Source organism: Streptomyces sp. NPDC007095 (assembly GCF_040634475.1).
Taxonomy (GTDB): Bacteria; Actinomycetota; Actinomycetes; order Streptomycetales; family Streptomycetaceae; genus Streptomyces.
This window is the reverse complement of record NZ_JBEYFS010000037.1, coordinates 1-15,079: the sequence shown is the minus strand read 5'-3', so window position 1 is coordinate 15,079 and position 15,079 is coordinate 1. Positions and strand designations below refer to the sequence as shown.

At 72.7% G+C, this 15,079-nt stretch carries 14 protein-coding genes, 1 other RNA gene and 1 pseudogene; 8 read left to right on the top strand and 8 right to left on the bottom strand.

From position 1 onward, the window contains the following. Complete coding sequence (locus tag ABZ656_RS15220) at nucleotides 1-534, top strand: hypothetical protein (protein ID WP_360268125.1); 534 nt, start codon at nucleotides 1-3, stop codon at nucleotides 532-534. A gap of 33 nt (nucleotides 535-567) precedes the next feature. Further along, nucleotides 568-1,386, top strand: a complete 819-nt coding sequence (locus ABZ656_RS15215) for a hypothetical protein (protein ID WP_360268122.1) — start codon at nucleotides 568-570, stop codon at nucleotides 1,384-1,386. A 255-nt stretch (nucleotides 1,387-1,641) separates the two neighbouring features. On the opposite strand, the gene rnpB is transcribed toward ABZ656_RS15215, so the two are convergent. The 3 genes and pseudogenes from rnpB to ABZ656_RS15200 all read right to left on the bottom strand — a co-directional run bounded on the left by rnpB (nucleotide 1,642) and on the right by ABZ656_RS15200 (nucleotide 3,821). Next, nucleotides 1,642-2,043: RNase P RNA component class A (rnpB, locus tag ABZ656_RS15210), an RNA gene on the bottom strand. Nucleotides 2,044-2,107: 64 nt separating this feature from the next. Beyond that, nucleotides 2,108-2,944, bottom strand: a pseudogene (locus ABZ656_RS15205) (EamA family transporter); the annotation flags it as partial. A 49-nt stretch (nucleotides 2,945-2,993) separates the two neighbouring features. After that, nucleotides 2,994-3,821, bottom strand: a complete 828-nt coding sequence (locus tag ABZ656_RS15200) for an AraC family transcriptional regulator (protein ID WP_360268119.1) — start codon at nucleotides 3,819-3,821, stop codon at nucleotides 2,994-2,996. A 114-nt stretch (nucleotides 3,822-3,935) separates the two neighbouring features. Here ABZ656_RS15200 and ABZ656_RS15195 point away from each other — a divergent pair, with 114 nt between their 5' ends. Both ABZ656_RS15195 and ABZ656_RS15190 read left to right on the top strand, forming a co-directional pair. Next, nucleotides 3,936-4,703, top strand: a complete 768-nt coding sequence (locus ABZ656_RS15195) for a MerR family transcriptional regulator (RefSeq protein ID WP_360268116.1) — start codon at nucleotides 3,936-3,938, stop codon at nucleotides 4,701-4,703. Continuing rightward, entirely contained in the window at nucleotides 4,700-5,302 is a 603-nt protein-coding gene (locus tag ABZ656_RS15190) for a hypothetical protein (RefSeq protein ID WP_360268113.1), read from the top strand. The genes ABZ656_RS15195 and ABZ656_RS15190 overlap by 4 nt, the downstream gene beginning before the upstream one ends. Here ABZ656_RS15190 and ABZ656_RS15185 read toward each other — a convergent pair. Then, nucleotides 5,253-6,689, bottom strand: a complete 1,437-nt coding sequence (locus ABZ656_RS15185) for an RNB domain-containing ribonuclease (protein ID WP_360268110.1) — start codon at nucleotides 6,687-6,689, stop codon at nucleotides 5,253-5,255. The two genes, ABZ656_RS15190 and ABZ656_RS15185, sit on opposite strands and share 50 nt — an antisense overlap. 249 nt (nucleotides 6,690-6,938) lie before the next feature. Between ABZ656_RS15185 and yaaA the strand changes: the two genes are divergently transcribed. Together yaaA and eda are read left to right on the top strand one after the other, a co-directional pair. Further along, entirely contained in the window at nucleotides 6,939-7,721 is a 783-nt protein-coding gene (yaaA, locus tag ABZ656_RS15180; protein WP_101405463.1) for a peroxide stress protein YaaA, read from the top strand. 75 nt (nucleotides 7,722-7,796) lie between these two features. Further along, nucleotides 7,797-8,447 (top strand): bifunctional 4-hydroxy-2-oxoglutarate aldolase/2-dehydro-3-deoxy-phosphogluconate aldolase, encoded by a 651-nt coding sequence (gene eda, locus ABZ656_RS15175; RefSeq protein WP_101405462.1) that lies wholly within the window; start codon nucleotides 7,797-7,799, stop codon nucleotides 8,445-8,447. On the opposite strand, the gene ABZ656_RS15170 is transcribed toward eda, so the two are convergent. After that, a complete protein-coding gene (locus ABZ656_RS15170; RefSeq protein WP_360268106.1) occupies nucleotides 8,431-9,447 on the bottom strand; it encodes an NAD(P)-dependent alcohol dehydrogenase in 1,017 nt (338 codons plus the stop codon). The two genes, eda and ABZ656_RS15170, sit on opposite strands and share 17 nt — an antisense overlap. Before the next feature lie 115 nt (nucleotides 9,448-9,562). Between ABZ656_RS15170 and ABZ656_RS15165 the strand changes: the two genes are divergently transcribed. Next, nucleotides 9,563-10,375, top strand: coding sequence for a helix-turn-helix transcriptional regulator (locus ABZ656_RS15165; RefSeq protein ID WP_360268103.1), 813 nt, complete (start codon nucleotides 9,563-9,565; stop codon nucleotides 10,373-10,375). Nucleotides 10,376-10,486: 111 nt separating this feature from the next. Here ABZ656_RS15165 and ABZ656_RS15160 read toward each other — a convergent pair whose 3' ends face one another. Genes ABZ656_RS15160 through ABZ656_RS15150 form a run of 3 tightly spaced genes read right to left on the bottom strand, consistent with a single transcriptional unit; the run spans nucleotide 10,487 to nucleotide 13,350 of the window. Further along, a complete protein-coding gene (locus ABZ656_RS15160; RefSeq protein WP_101405459.1) occupies nucleotides 10,487-11,740 on the bottom strand; it encodes a bifunctional RNase H/acid phosphatase in 1,254 nt (417 codons plus the stop codon). A gap of 12 nt (nucleotides 11,741-11,752) precedes the next feature. Continuing rightward, complete coding sequence (locus ABZ656_RS15155) at nucleotides 11,753-12,496, bottom strand: C4-type zinc ribbon domain-containing protein (RefSeq protein WP_101405458.1); 744 nt, start codon at nucleotides 12,494-12,496, stop codon at nucleotides 11,753-11,755. After that, entirely contained in the window at nucleotides 12,493-13,350 is an 858-nt protein-coding gene (locus ABZ656_RS15150) for a Nif3-like dinuclear metal center hexameric protein (protein WP_360268100.1), read from the bottom strand. Before ABZ656_RS15150 ends, ABZ656_RS15155 begins: the two co-directional genes overlap by 4 nt. 256 nt (nucleotides 13,351-13,606) lie before the next feature. Here ABZ656_RS15150 and ABZ656_RS15145 point away from each other — a divergent pair, with 256 nt between their 5' ends. Further along, nucleotides 13,607-14,893, top strand: a complete 1,287-nt coding sequence (locus ABZ656_RS15145; protein WP_360268097.1) for a hypothetical protein — start codon at nucleotides 13,607-13,609, stop codon at nucleotides 14,891-14,893. Nucleotides 14,894-15,079: the final 186 nt, after the last annotated feature.

The window sequence follows — 15,079 nt, the reverse complement described above, 5'->3', positions numbered from 1 at the left end:
ATGAACAGGACCATGAGCGTGACCGTGTCGGGCAAGACCCTGTCGAGCAGAGCGTGGTCGGGCAGGGCGTGGTCGGTGGCGCTCGCCGTGGCGACCGTCCTCACGACGGCGCTGACGATCTGGCTGATCCTTGGGCTCTACGACCAGCACGACAGGGCGCAGCGGCGCCAGGACATCCTGGCCGCGGCCCGCCAGTCGGCGCTGAACTTCACCTCGCTCGACTACCGGCACTACGACCGGGACAGCGCGAACGTCCTCCAGGGCGCCACCGGCGACTTCAAGAAGCAGTTCGCCGCGCAGACCGAGCAGCTGACCAAGCTCGTCGCCGCGAACGAGTCCGTGTCCGAGGGCCAGGTCCTCGACGCGGGCATCGTCCGCTCCGACGAGCACTCGGCCCGCGTCCTGGTGGTCGCCGACAGCAAGGTGACCAACACCGCCGCCCCCAAGGGCGAGGCGCGCACCTATCGGCTGCAGTTCGACCTGGTGCACCGAAACGGCCGCTGGCTGACCTCCGACGTCGAGTTCGTCGGCTGACCGCGCCCTCCCCGCCATACGACCCATGAGGACATGAGGAGTAAGACCGTGGCGAAGACGACCACCCGAAGCCGCGGCTCCGGTTCCGGATCCGGCACCCGGCACACCATGACCGCGGCCGCCCGCGCGGCGGCCAAGCGCGCGGAGCGCGGCCACCTCGAACCGGACCCGGCGTCCACCGACGAGGAGGTCCCGGGACGGCCCGAGGCACCGACCGCGGGACGCACCGTGCTCATCGAGGCCCCCGATGAGGACGGCTGGGACGACCCGCCCGAGCCCTCGCCGGAGTGCTTCGAGGAGGACCCACCGCAGGAGGAGGGCGAGCCCGGCCCCGGTACGGCTGCGCGGCACGGTCGGCGGCGGCTGCTCACCGCCGCCCTGTGTGTCCTGCTCCTGGCGGGCCTGGTCGCGGCCGCCGTTCTCGGGTGGCGCTACCGGGAGGGCGTGCGGGCCGAACAGGCACGCGGTCAGGCACTCGCGGCCGCACTCCAGGCGGCGCCAGTCGTGCTGTCGTACGACTACAGGCACCTGGACCGTGACTTCGCCGCGGCCCGCGCCCGGCTCACCGGGCACTTCCGTGACGAGTACCGGAAGACCACCACGACGGTGGTCGGGCCGACGGCCAGGAAGTACCACGGGGTGGTGAAGGCCACGGTGGCGCAGCCCACCGGCGGCTCTCCGGCGGCCTCCGTGATCTCGGCCTCGGCCGACCGGGCCGTGGTCCTCCTCTTCGTCAACCAGGTGACCACGAGCACCCAGGTCTCGGGCTCCCGCGTGGACCTGAACCGGGTGCGGATGACGGTGGCCCTTACGTCCGACGGCTGGAGGGTGAGCGGGGTCGACGCGCTCTGACATCCGCTTCTTCCGGGGGCTGAAGGGCAGACGAGGCGGGTTGCATGCCGGGGACGGCTGCGCGATTCGTCGATACGGCCTCTGAGCTGTGCGGACGTCTCGCGTGACCAGAGGCGGTGCAGATGGCGTGCACTGCACGGGCCTGTTCGGCGAGGGTGAGCCACTCCGCCGTCTAACACGGCAAGCCCCGAAAGACCGGAAAGGGTCTCCGGCGCAGGTCAGAGGCCCTTTCCGAGGTAAAGTCGCAGGTGGCGGCAGACGAGTCGGGCTGTACGCCGGGTTCTGTCGCCCGGTCGCCTCGCGGCGGCCGGGGAGACGGCCATCCATCTAGGACCGGCGTTGCCGCCGGTCTCGTGCGGTCTACCCGCGGACTCGGGCGGGCAGCCCTCGAACGTCCGCGCAGAAACACCGAGGTGCTTCCTTTTGACCTTGCTCCAGGTGGGGTTTACCTAGCCGCCTGAGTCACCTCAGGCGCTGGTGGTCTCTTACACCACCGTTTCACCCTTACCGAGGACCGAGGTCCCCGGCGGTCTGTTTTCTGTGGCACTGTCCCGCGGGTCACCCCGGGTGGCCGTTAGCCACCACCTTGCCCTGTGGAGCCCGGACGTTCCTCGGGAAGGTCCGCAAGGACCTCCACGCGGCCGTCCGCCCGGCTCGTCTGCCGTGTGGACCATGGTACCGGGCGTGGGGTGCGCCTCGGGCCGGCCGTGGCGAGCACAGAGCCGGCCAGGATGAGAGCGAACGCGGCGAGGACGCCGGGGGTCAGGCGTTCGTCGAGGAAGAGGGCGCCCGCGGCGACGGCGACGGCCGGGTTGACGTACGTGATCACCGTCGCCCGCGTCGGGCCCGCCTCCTTGATCAGTTCCAGGAAGGCCACGAAGGCGACGGCGGTGCAGATGACGCCGAGGCCGGCGAGGGCGGCCAGGATCTGCGGGGAGGGGAGCCCGGAGGGGTGGGTGACGGCTGCCGCGGGGGCGTAGACCAGGGCCGCCAGGGTCAGGCACGCGGCCGTGAGGTGGAGCGAGGGGACGTTCTTGAGGTGGCGGGCGGCTATGACGGGGGCGGTGGCGTACCCGATCACCGTCAGCAGTACCTCGGCGAGCGAGCGGGCGTCGCCGCCGGTCAGGTGTGGGACGGTGAGGACCGCGACGCCGGACAGGCCGAGGGCCAGGCCGGTCGTCCTGCGGGCGCCGAGGCGTTCCGTGTCGCCGAAGAGGCGGGCCGCGGCCACGCCGACGATCGGCACCCCGGCGATCAGCAGGCCCGCCGTGGAGCTGGAGAGGTGGCGCTCGGCGTCCGTGAGGGTCCACCACGGGACCATGATCTCGATGCACGCGAAGGCCAGCATGGGGCGCCAGTGGGTTCGTATGGTCCGGCCAAAACCGGTAAGGCCCCCTTGGCGGATCGCGAAGGGGAGCAGCAGCGCTGCGCCCACCGCGCAGCGAGTGAACACCACCGTCGACGGGGACACGCCGTCCACCGCCACTTTGATCATCAGGTAGGGGATGCCCCAGACCACTCCCATCAGGGAGAACAGGAACCAGCCGCGTGCAGTCATGGGGGGAGTTTCGGCCGCCCGGCGGTCAGCTGTCTTGAACGCTGTTGCGCTACGCCGTCGGCGACACGCTTGTCCGGTACGCCGCCGGGGTCACCCCGAGCACCCTGCGGAACCAGCGCGTCAGGTGCGCCTGGTCCGCGAAGCCCACGAGCGGGGCGACCTCGGCGGGGCGCAGGCCGCTCTCCAGCAGGGCGCGGGCCCGGTTCACCCGGTGCTGGGCGAGCCAGGCGTAGGGCGGTATCCCCATCGTCGTACGGAAGGCGCGCAGGAGCTGGTAGCGGGAGAGGCCCAGGTCGGTGGCGAGGGAGGCGAGTGACGGGGGTGCCAGGAGTTCGTCGGCGAGGCGGTCGCGTACGGCGTGGGCTATGTGGGCCGCTCCCGGGACCGTGTCGCACGCCGGGCGGGCCGTGGAGTGGCGGCGGGCGAGGGCGGCCAGCAGCCAGGGGAGGCGGGACTCGGCCTCCAGTGGGTCGGGGCAGGCGCTCAGGTCCGTGTGGGCGGTGCGCAGGGCGGCGGCCAGTTCGGGGTCGTCGAGGACGGGATCCCGGAAGTGCGGGGGGCTGCCCAGAACGCCCTCGGTGAGCAGGGAAGGCTCGGCGTACAGGGCCCGGTAGGCGTAGCCGTCGGAAGCGGCCGGGCCGCCGGTGTGCATCTCGCCCGGAGCCAGGACGACGATCGAGCCGGGGCCGGTGCGGATGCGGCCGCCCCGGTAGTCGATGATCTCGGAGCCGCCGACGCAGACTCCGATGGTGTACTCGTCGTGGGCGTGCGGTGCGTAGCGGTGCTGGTCGAAGTGTGCGGTCAGCAGGTCGAGGGGCGGACCGTCACGGCCGAGAGTGGCCCGGGTCCAGCGGGCCTCTTCACGTCGTGCACTCATGGCCGCCTCCCCGGTCGGTCTCGTCAGGAGTGCAACGCCGCCGGCCCGCGTTTCCATGCCGCCGAGGATCTCCTCGCTTGACCCTGCCGCAACGTCAACGTTTCTACTGAGGGCATGCGAATCGGAGAACTCGCCGTCGCCGTAGGTGTCACCACGCGGACGGTGCGGCACTACCACCATCTCGGGCTGTTGCCGGAGCCCGAGCGGCGCCCCAACGGCTACCGGGACTACACGCTGCGGCACGCCGTCGTGCTCGCCCGGATCCGGCGGCTGACCGAGCTGGGACTGGGGCTCGCCGAGGTGCGGGACGTGCTCGCGGACGACGCGGGGCGCGATCTCGCCGAAGTGCTCGAGGAGCTCGACGCCGATCTCGCCCGTCAGGAGGCGGCGATCCGGGAGCGGCGGGAGCGGCTGCGCGCCCTGCTGGACCGGGACGGGAACCTGCCCGCCGAGGGCCCCGTCTCCCCCGAACTGGCCGCGCTGCTCACGGGGATGGCGCACGGCCCCGAGTCCCCCATGGCCGCCAGGGACCGCGAGGTGCTCGCTCTGATCGACACCGTGGCCTCGCCCGAGAACCGGAAGCGGCTGATGGCAGCGCTGGGCAGCGCCTTCGAAACGCCCGCCGCCGTGGCGCGGGCGCACGAGGTGTACGCGCTCCTCGACGCGCTCGCCGACGCCGACCCGGACGACCCTGCCGACCCGCGCGTGGACGAGGCGGCCCGGGTACTCGCCGGCTGCCTGCCCGATTCCCTGCTCCAGGAGGCCGACCTCGCTCCCGGCCTCGACGACAGCTTTCTGCGCGCCCTCTACGCCGACGTCGCCCCGGCCCAGGCGGAGGCGATCCGGCGGGCGATGCGGATGTTCACGGAGCGCGGGCGATGAGGATCGTGCGCGCCCTCGTACGGCATGAACTGCGCTTGTTCGCGAGCCTGTTGCTGTGGGTGACCCTGCGGACGCACGGCACGCGCGACGGGCGCCCCTTCGGTCACGCGCGGGGCCAGGGCACCATGATGTGGGGGCTCGCCTTCGTGTGCGTCGTCGAGACGGCCGGGATGGCGGTGCTGCTGCGCGGATGGCCGGTCGTACACGCGGTCGTTCTCCTCCTCGACGTCTACACCGTGCTGATGGTCGTCGGCATACACGCGGCCTGCGTGACGCGCCCGCACATCCTCGACTCCACGTACCTGCGCGTCCGCGACGGCGCGCACGTGGATCTGCGGATACCCGTGGCGGACATCGCGGTGGTGCGCCGCGAGCTGCGCACCACGCACGAGCACGCCGAGGGCGAACTGAACCTCGCCGTGGGCGCCCAGACCGACGTGACCATCGAACTGGCCGCCCCCGTAACGCACTTCAGCTTCCTGGGCAGGGAGCGTCGGGTCCGTCTCGTGCGGCTGCACGCGGACGACCCCGACGAACTCGTACGGGCCCTCACGCGGGCGCGAACTGCACCTTCGCCGTGCCCGGGTCTGCCTGGGTGAGGCGGACCCGCAACCGCTCCCCCAGCGGCAGCGTCACCGTGCCGCCCTCGATGCGGGCGACGACCGCGGGTGACTCCAACTGAACTGTGCCGACCGTGGGTCGACGATCCATCACATCCACCACACTCCCGTCGAAGATGTCCCCGACCCGGTCCTTGAGGAGCGCGGCCTCGACGATGTCGACGCACTCGCGTTCCACGACGCCGGCGCGTCGGGAGCCCTCGGCCATCTCCTTGGGAAGGGTGTCGAGGGCGGCGAGAACCCAGTCGGGGGGCGGTTCGTCCGCGGCGGCGGCCAGGCAGATTTCCGAGGCGTAGCGGTCGACGAGACGGCGCAGGGGGGCCGTGCAGTGGGCGTAGGGCGCGGCCACGGCGGCGTGGGAGGTGACGTCGGGGAGGACGCCACCCCGGAACACCGTGTAGCCCGCGCCGCGCAGCAGCGTCGTGCACTCCTGGAGGAAGGCGGCGTGGCGCGGCAGATGCGGGTCGAGGGAGCGGACGAGCCGCGCGTACGAGACGTGGTGCGGCCAGTCGATGTGCAGGGCCCTGGCCGTGCGGCGAAGGCGGCCGACCGCGCCATCGGGGGCGGCGGGTAGCGTGCGCAGGACGCCGGTGCCGTGCGCGAGCATCAGGTCGGCCGCCGCCATCCCGGTGAGCAGGGAGATCTGCGCGTTCCAGGCGTCGGCGGGGAGCGGGGCGCGATAGACGAGTTCGTACGTCCCGTCCGTCTCGACGATCTCCTGCTCGGGGACGTTGAGGGAGATCCCGCCGCGCTCCACCTCCAGGCGCTCGCGCAGCGTCCCGATGTCCTTGAGGAGGGCGAGCGGCTCCTCCGCCGTGCCGCCGTCGATCGACTTCTGTACGTGCGCGTAGTCGAGCTTGGCGCGGCTGCGGACGAGGGCCCGGCGTACGCCGACGCTCTCCGTGCGGCCGTCCGCGTCCAGGTCGATCGTCCAGAGCACGGCCGGGCAGGTCTGGTCCGGCAGGAGGCTGGCGGTGCCTTCGGAGAGCCGGGCCGGATGGAGGGGGACCTTCTCGTCCGGGAAGTAGAGGGTCGTCACGCGGCGGTGCGCCTCGGCGTCGAGGGCGCCGCCGGGGGCGAGGAAGGCGGCGACGTCGGCGATCGCGTACCGGACGCGGTAGCCGCGGCCGTTCTCACGGCGGGACAGGTGCATCGCCTGGTCGAGGTCGCTGGACGTCGGCGGGTCGATGGTGAACAAGGGGATGTCCGTCGCGTCGTGGGGAGGCAGGCGGGGTGGCCGGGCGGCCTCCTCCAGTACGCCGGGCGGGAAGCTCGCGGGCACACCCAGCTCGGTCCGCAGAGCGCACAGGGCGGCCTGCAGAGGAGCCCCCGGTACGCAGATGGCGCGGATGTGGCGGCACGGCATGGGTCGAGCGTAGGTCGCGTGCCTGCGAGCGGCACCCCGAGCGTGCGGACGTCCGGGCGGCGCCCGAGCGTGCGGACATACGGGCGGCGCCCCGAGCGTCCGGACAAACGGGCAGCGCCCCGAGCATCCGAACAAACGGGCAGCGCCCCGAGCGTCCGAACAAACGGGCAGCGCCCCGAGCGCGTTCGACGTCCGGGAGGACCCCTTAGGCTGGCGCCGGGCCATACCCACCGTTAGGAGAACACCACCGTGCTCGTGCTGCTGCCGCCTTCCGAGGGCAAGGCGCCCTCCGGCCGGGGAACCGCGCTGAAGCTGGAGTCGCTGTCCCTGCCCGGGCTCACCGAGGCACGTCAGGCGGTCCTCGACGAGCTGGCCGAGCTGTGCGCGGGTGACGAGGAGAAGGCCCGCGAGGTGCTCGGGCTGAGCGAGGGCCTGCGCGGCGAGATCGCCAAGAACACGGAGCTGCGCACCTCGGGCGCGCGCCCGGCCGGGGAGATCTACACGGGAGTGCTGTACGACGCCCTGGACCTGGCCTCGATGGACACGGCTGCCAAGCGGCGCGCGGGCCGCTCGCTGCTCGTCTTCTCCGGGCTGTGGGGCGCGGTCCGGGTCACGGACAAGATCCCGTCGTACCGCTGCTCGATGGGAGTCAGGCTGCCGGGGCTCGGGGCGCTGGGCGCGCACTGGCGTACGCCGATGGCCGCCGCGCTCCCCGAGGCGGCCGGCGACGGGCTGGTGCTCGACCTGCGGTCCTCGGCGTACACGGGCGCGTGGAAGCCGAAGGGCGAGGTCGCCGGGCGGACGGCGACGGTCCGGGTGCTGCACGCGCCCACCCGGAAGGTGGTCAGCCACTTCAACAAGGCGACGAAGGGGCGGATCGTGCGGAGTCTGCTGGCAGCGGGCGCTGCGCCCGCCGGTCCGGCGGAGCTCGTGGAGGCACTGCGGGACCTCGGGTACGAGGTGGAGGTGTCCCCGCCCGCGCGGGCGGGGACGGCCTGGGCGCTGGATGTGCTGGTGAACGAGGTGCACTAGAGGTGCGCCATAGGCATGGTTGCAACATGCGCAACGCTCTTTGCGCATGTTGCACGACGAGGGCACGATGAGCCCATGAGCTCACCGCTGCCCTCGGTTCCCGCCGCCTCCGTGCTGGATCTCGCGCCCGTGGTTCCCGTCGTCGTGGTGAACGAGGTCGAGGACGCCGTACCCCTGGCTGCGGCACTCGTCGCGGGTGGGCTGCCCGCGATAGAGGTGACCCTGCGGACGCCCTGCGCTCTCGACGCCATCCGGGCGATCGCGGACGGGGTGCCGGGCGCGGTGGTCGGCGCGGGCACCGTCATCACGCCGGCGCAGGTGACGGAGTGCGTGACCGCGGGCGCCCGTTTCCTGGTCAGTCCCGGCTGGACCGACGTACTGCTCGATGCCATGAAGGCGTCCGGGGTGCCGTTCCTGCCGGGGGTGTCCACGACCTCGGAAGTGGTGGCGCTGCTGGAGCGCGGGGTGCGGGAGATGAAGTTCTTCCCGGCGCAGGCGGCGGGCGGCACGGCGTACCTCAGGTCGCTCGCCGGACCGCTGCCGCAGGCCCGGTTCTGCCCGACGGGCGGTATCGGCCCCACCTACGCGCCGGACTACCTCGCCCTCCCCAACGTCGGCTGCGTGGGCGGGACGTGGATGCTTCCCGAGGACGCGATCGCGGCGAAGGACTGGGGGCGCGTGGAGGGCCTGGCGCGCGAGGCGGCCGCGCTCAGGCCACGCGGATGACGACCTTGCCGAAGGCCACACCTGACTCGTAGTGGCGGAACGCCTCGTGGACCTCGTCGAAGCCGAAGGCCCGGTCGATGACCGGACGGGTGCCGTGCAGGGTGAGGGCCCGGTTCATGGACTCGAAGTGAGTACGGCTACCGACGAAGAGCCGCCGCATCGTCACCAGGCTCGACGCGAGCGCGTCCGTCGTGATCTCCAGGGAGGCCTTGCGCGGGCTGTTGGCGCTGACCAGGACGATCCTGCCGTAGAGCGCCGAGACGCGGACCGACTGCTCGATCGTCTCCGGGCCCACGGTCTCGACGACGAGGTCCACGCCGCGCCCGCCCGTGAGGTCGCGGACCGTCTGTCCCCACGCGGGGTGGTCGGCGTACCGCACGATGTGGTCGGCGCCCAGGGCCTTGAGTCGCTCGGCCTTCTCCGGGCTCGATGTCGTGGCGACGACCTCGGCGCCCAGCAGCTTCGCGAACTGTACGGCGAACAGCGAGAGCGCGCCCGTGCCGAGTGTCAGCACCGTCTCGCCGGGGACCACCGCCTCGCCGCCGGTCAACGCGTGCCAGGCCGTGACGCCCGCGCAGGGCAGGCAGGCGGCCTCCTCCCAGCCCAGGTGGTCGGGCACCCGCACCGCCGCGTTCTCGTCGAGGCACGCGTACTCGGTGAGCATGCCGGGCAGGGTGGCGCCGGGCTGGTCGGTCAGCGCGGGCGTGATCCGGCCGTCGGTCCACTTCGGGAAGTACGTGCTCGCCACCCGGTCCCCGACCGCGAACCGGGCCACCTCCGCACCCACCGCGACGACTTCGCCCGCGCCGTCACTCACCGGGATCACGTCCGGCACGGCCTTCAGCGGATAGGTCCCCTTCAGGATCAGCAGATCGCGCTTGTTGAGGGAGACGGCGCGGACGCGGACGAGGATGTCGCGGGGGCCGGGCCCGGGGCGGTCCGTCTCGCGCGCGGCGGTGCCGTCGACGGTGCCGGGCGTTTCGAGGTGGTAGGCGCGCATGTCGGCTCCCTGGGGTGTGCTCCGTGGATACGTCCATGCTGCTCGGACGGGGTAGGCCGCTCAATTCCCGGTGAGGTATGGCGGGACTGTCGTACCCGTGACGTACAACTGAGCCATGACCATCAGCACCGCGGCCGCCTCGGTGACCGAACCACCGCCCTTCGCCCGCGAGTTGCTGCGCTGGCGCACCGCCCGCCGGGTCAGCCAGCTGGAGCTCGCCTCCCGGGCGGGGACGACCCAGCGGTACGTCAGTTTCATCGAGCGCGGACGGTCGGTGCCCGGCAGGGAGATCGTGATCCGGCTCGCCGAGTCGCTCGGCCTGACGCTGCGGGAGCGCAACTCGCTTCTGCTGGCGGCCGGTTACGCGCCCGCGTTCGCCGAGTCACCGCTCGACGCGGTCGCGCTGAAACCCGTACGGGAGGCGCTGGACAGCATCCTCGAAGGGCATCTGCCGTATCCGGCGGTGGTGGCCGGGCCGCGGGGTGAACTCGTCGCGGCGAACCAGGCGTTCGACGTGCTCACCGAGGGCGCGGACCCCGCGCTGCTCGCGCCGCCCGTCAATGTGCTGCGGCTCGCGCTGCATCCGCGCGGGATGGGCTCACGGGTGGTGAACCTGGACGCGTGGGGGCAGCACATCGTGGAGAACCTGCGGGCCCGTGCCGTGCGCAGTCCCGATCCCCGACTCGGCTCCCTGGCCGATGAGTTGGCGGACTACGTACCGGCGAGTGAGCCCGGCGCCGACTATCTCGGCTTCGCCGTGCCGCTGCGACTGCGGTGCGCGGAGGGTGAGTTGAGACTGCTCACCACGCTGACGTCGTTCGCGACCGCGGTCGACGTGACGCTCGCCGAGCTCCACCTGGAGGCCTTCCTCCCGGCGGACCGGGAGACCGCCGAGATCCTCCGGGCCCGGGCCGCTCAGCGCAGGTGACCCCCGGACCCGGGCCGCTCAGCGCAGGTGACCCCCGGACCCGGGCCGCTCAGCGCAGGTGCCCCCCGGACCCGGGCCGCTCAGCGCAGGTGACCCCCGGACCCGGGCCGCTCAGCGCAGGTGAGAGGTGTCGTTGAAGAGGCGCAGGCTGGCGTTGCCGTCCGCGTAGTAGGCCACCGCCGACAGGGAGGCCGCGGACAGCTCCATCCGGTACAGGGACTCCGGCGGAGCACCGATCGCGAGCCGTACGAGGGTCTTGATCGGGGTGACGTGGCTGACGAGCAGGACGGTGCGGCCCGCGTAGGAGGCGATGAGCTTGTCGCGGGTGGTGGCGATACGGCGGGCGGTCGCCGCGAAGCTCTCGCCGCCGCCGGTCGGTTCGGCCTTCGGGGAGGCGAGCCAGGTCTTCAGGTCGTCGGGATACCGCTCCTGCACTTCGGCGAAGGTGAGTCCCTCCCAGGCACCGAAGTCCGTCTCGCGCAGGCCGTCCTCGATGGCGACGTCCAGTCCCAGGCGGGCGGCGACGACGGCGGCGGTCTGGCGGGTACGGGTGAGTGGCGACGCCACGATCGCCTCGACGGTGCCGCGCGCGGCCAGCGCGGCGGCGACGCGCTCGGCCTGTTCCCGGCCCACGTCCGAGAGCGACGGGTCGGTGCCGCCGCTGCCGGAGAATCGCTTCTGGGGGGTGAGGGGGGTCTCGCCGTGGCGCAGGAGCACGAAGGTGGCGGGGGCGCCCATGTCGGGGGCCGCGCCCCAGCCTACGGTCGGTTGCGGGGCGGTGGCCACGTGCTGCGCGGCCCGCACATCGGCGTCGGCCTTCACGGCTTCGCCGCCGGGAGTCGTAGGAGTGCGGGGCTGTGGGGGCTGGTCGCGCAGTTCCCCGCGCCCCTGAAGGGGCGCCCGCGAACCCTGCGCCTCCAGTTCCGCCGTCGATGTCGACGGCGACCACTGCTCGCCCCGCTTGCCCGCGTCCATCGCCTCGTTGGCCAGTCGGTCCGCGTGCTTGTTCTGTTCGCGCGGCATCCACTCGTAGGTGATCCGGTCCGGCGGGAAGACGCGGGCCGCCTCCGCGGCCAGGGGCTTCATGTCCGGGTGCTTGATCTTCCAGCGGCCGGACAACTGCTCGACGACGAGCTTGGAGTCCATCCGGACCCGGACGCGCGCGGCCGGGTCCAGTTCGTGGGCGGCGCGCAGGCCCGCCACCAGGCCCCGGTACTCGGCGACGTTGTTGGTGGCGAAGCCGATGTACTCGGCACACTCCGCCAGCGTCTCCCCGGTGGCCGCGTCGATGACCACGGCGCCGTAACCCGCGGGCCCCGGGTTGCCCCGGGAACCGCCGTCGGCCTCGACGATGAACTCCCGCACGCCCCGCGCCCCTTACAGACCGGACTCGGACGTACGCACCAGGATGCGGCGGCAGTTCTCGCAGCGCAGCACGGTGTCCGGGGAGGCCGCCTTCACGTCGTTGACCTCGGTGATGTTGAGCTCCAGGCGGCAGCCCTCGCAACGGCGCTGGTAGAGCCGCGCGGCGCCGACGCCGCCCTGCTGCTGGCGCAGCTTGTCGTAGAGCTTCAGCAGGTCGGCGGGGACGGAGGCCGCGACGACCTCGCGCTCCTTCGTCGCCGAGGCGGCCTCGCCGTCGAGGGACTCGAAGGCGGCGTCCCGGCGGGCGGTCGCGTCGTCGATCTTCGACTGCACGGAGGAGGTCCGCCCGGTCAGCTCGGCGACCCGCTCCTGCGCGGACTCACGGCGCTCCATGACCTCGAGGACGACGTCCTCCAGGTCGCCCTGCCGCTTGGCGAGGGAGGTGATCTCGCGCTGGAGGTTCTCCAGGTCCTTGGGGGAGGTGACGGCACCGGAGTCCAGGCGCTGCTGGTCGCGGTTGGCGCGCTGGCGCACCTGGTCCACGTCCTGCTCGGCCTTGATCTGCTCGCGGGCGCAGTCGCTCTCCTCTGTCTGCGCGGCGACGAGCAGGTCGCGCAGCTGCGTGAGGTCCTTGTTCAGCGACTCGATCTCGGCGTGCTCGGGAAGGGACCTGCGCTTGTGCGCGAGCTGCTGCAGGCGTACGTCGAGGGCCTGGACGTCGAGAAGTCGGATCTGGTCGGCGGGCGCGGCGTTCAGTTGGGGGCTCCCATTGCGTTAGGTGTTTCGGTGGACGCCGCGTGGGCGGTCCAGGGGTCGGTGACCGTCTTGGAGACGTGGACCCGCAGGCCCCATCCCTTGCGGTCGGAGATCTCGTCGAGCTGGGCGGCGGCCAGCTCGCACCAGGGCCACTCGGTGGCCCAGTGCGCCGCGTCGAGCAGCGCGAGAGGACTGTGGGCGCGGGCCTCCGATGCCGGGTGGTGGCGCAGGTCCGCGGTGAGGAAGGCGTCGACGCCGGAGGCGCGCACGTCGTCGAAGAGGCTGTCGCCGGAGCCGCCGCTGACCGCGACGGTCCGTACGACCGACTCCAGGTCACCGGCGACGCGGATGCCCTGCGCGGTGGCGGGCAGTCGCCCGGCGGCGCGCGCGGCGAGTTCACGGACGGTCAGCGGGTGGTCCAGCTCACAGACGCGGCCGAGGCCGCGGCGGCCCTCGGGGTCGGTGGGATCCGGCACGAGCGGCCGTACGACCCGGAGGTCGAGTGCCCCGGCGAGGGCGTCGCTGACTCCCGGGTCGGCGCGGTCGGCGTTGGTGTGGGCGACATGCAGCGCGATGTCGTTCTTGATGAGGGTGTGCACGACCCGGCCCTTGAAGGTGTCGGCCGCGACCGTCGTCGTCCCGCGCAGATAGAGCGGATGGTGGGTGACCAGCAGGTTCGCGCCCAGCTTCACCGCTTCGTCGACGATTTCCCGAACGGGGTCGACGGCGAACAGGACCCGGGTGATCTCCTGGTCGGGCTCGCCGCACACGGTGCCGACCGCGTCCCATCCCTCGGCCCTCTCGGGGGGCCAGAGGGCGTCGAGCGCGGCGATGACTTCAGACAGACGGGGCACGGGGAAAAGGCTACCTGGCTTGGGCCGGTGCCCCACCGGTCGCGGGCCGGTCCCGGGGTGCGCGGCCAGGGGTCCCGGCGGCGGGCGGCGCCCGGTGATCCGGGCCCCACCGCCTTCTCCCCGCCCGGCTCAGCACACGCGTCCCCGTTCCCTCAGGCGAATCGCGGGACGGCCACCCTTATGTGTGAAGCGCCCGCCCGCCGGTCCCACGTCTGTGCGTACGAAAACTAGCTTCGTGGCCGGAGGTGACCGAACGATGACGGTCTGTGCCACCGAAGCTGCGGCGGAACCCGGGGACGAGCGGGCCACTGGCCCCGCAGACGTGCCCGCCCGCCCCGCGGATGCGACCGCGCGCCCCAGAGATGTGATCGCCCGCCCCACCTGTGTGATCGCCGCGGACGGAACCTACGCGGCCCGCCTCGCCCTCGACGGCGAATGCTGGTTCCCGGAGCGCTGGACGCTGGACGGCCCCGAGCCCTACGCCGTACCGCTGCCGTCCCACCAGCCGGAGGACCCCGGCACCGAGGTGCTGCCGATGACCGACGGGCGGGTGCTGATCCACCGCGTCACGGACGGGCGGCACACGTTCTCGCTGCTGTATCCGACCGGACCCGGCACCGGGGAGCTGCTTCTCGGCGCGGTGGAGTGCCACGACGAGGACACCCGGCTGTGGCTGCTGCCGCCCGCGCCGGACGGGGAGCACGCGTACGCCCTCGCCACGGGCCGGGACTCCACGGCGGTGTGGCTGGTGGCGGGCGGGGCCTTCGGGCCCGAGCACCTGGCCGAGGTGCCGGGCCGCTGTTCGGGCGGGGTCTGGCTGGACGGCACGGGGCGCCTGCTGGCCCTGGACCGCTGCCGGGACGGCCGGACCAAGACGGTGGTCGTCGACCTGGGGCGCGGCGGTGAAGTAACGCCACTGCTGCAGATCGCCGAGGACAGCGACGACCGGCTGCTGCTCGCGGACGCCGACAGCGGACTGCTGCTGATCCGCTCCGACGCGCCGTCCCCGGGCCACGACCGTCTCGGCTGGGGCGTCCTCGGCAGCACCCTGCCGATCCGCTTCCCCGACTGTCTGCGCGCCACCGACTGCGCGGTGACGCCGTTCGCGATCCAGCCGGGGCAGGTACTGACGCCGGAGCGCTGCGCGGTGGCCCTGCGCATCGACGGCCCGGCCGGCAGCTGGGTGGGCGTGTGGCGGCCGGAAGAACGCCAGGTCCACCATCTCCCACCCCCGGAGGGCTGGTTGGCGGGCACGGGCCTGTGGACCAGGGAGGGGGTCCTGCAACTGCCGTACGCGACGGGGGCGGTGCCGTGCGGGGTGACGAAGATGACGGCACCCGTCGCCGCGGTGACGTCACAGGCGCCCCCTCCGCCGGAACGGCCCGCGGCGCGCCCGGTCCCCCTCCAACAGGCACCTCTGAGCGGGCAGTCCCCTGTGAAGAGGCGGCCCCTTTCCGCCCGTCCGGCGCCGGAGTACGAGGCCGTCCGGACCGAAGAGGGGCCCGGGGGCGAGAACAGGTCACCCGCTCCCGTCCCCGCGTGAGCGACCGGTTAGAATCCCCCGGCTGCAAAGAAGGATCTTGTTGACGGGGTGAACACTTCCACATGAGCGAAACCAGCACCATGGAACCGCCGGCGACGGAGTGGATCGTGGCGAGGCCGATGCCCGCCGCCTTGGCCTTCTCCAGGCCCGCCAGATAGGCGTCCATGACCTCGCGGTAGCGCTCCA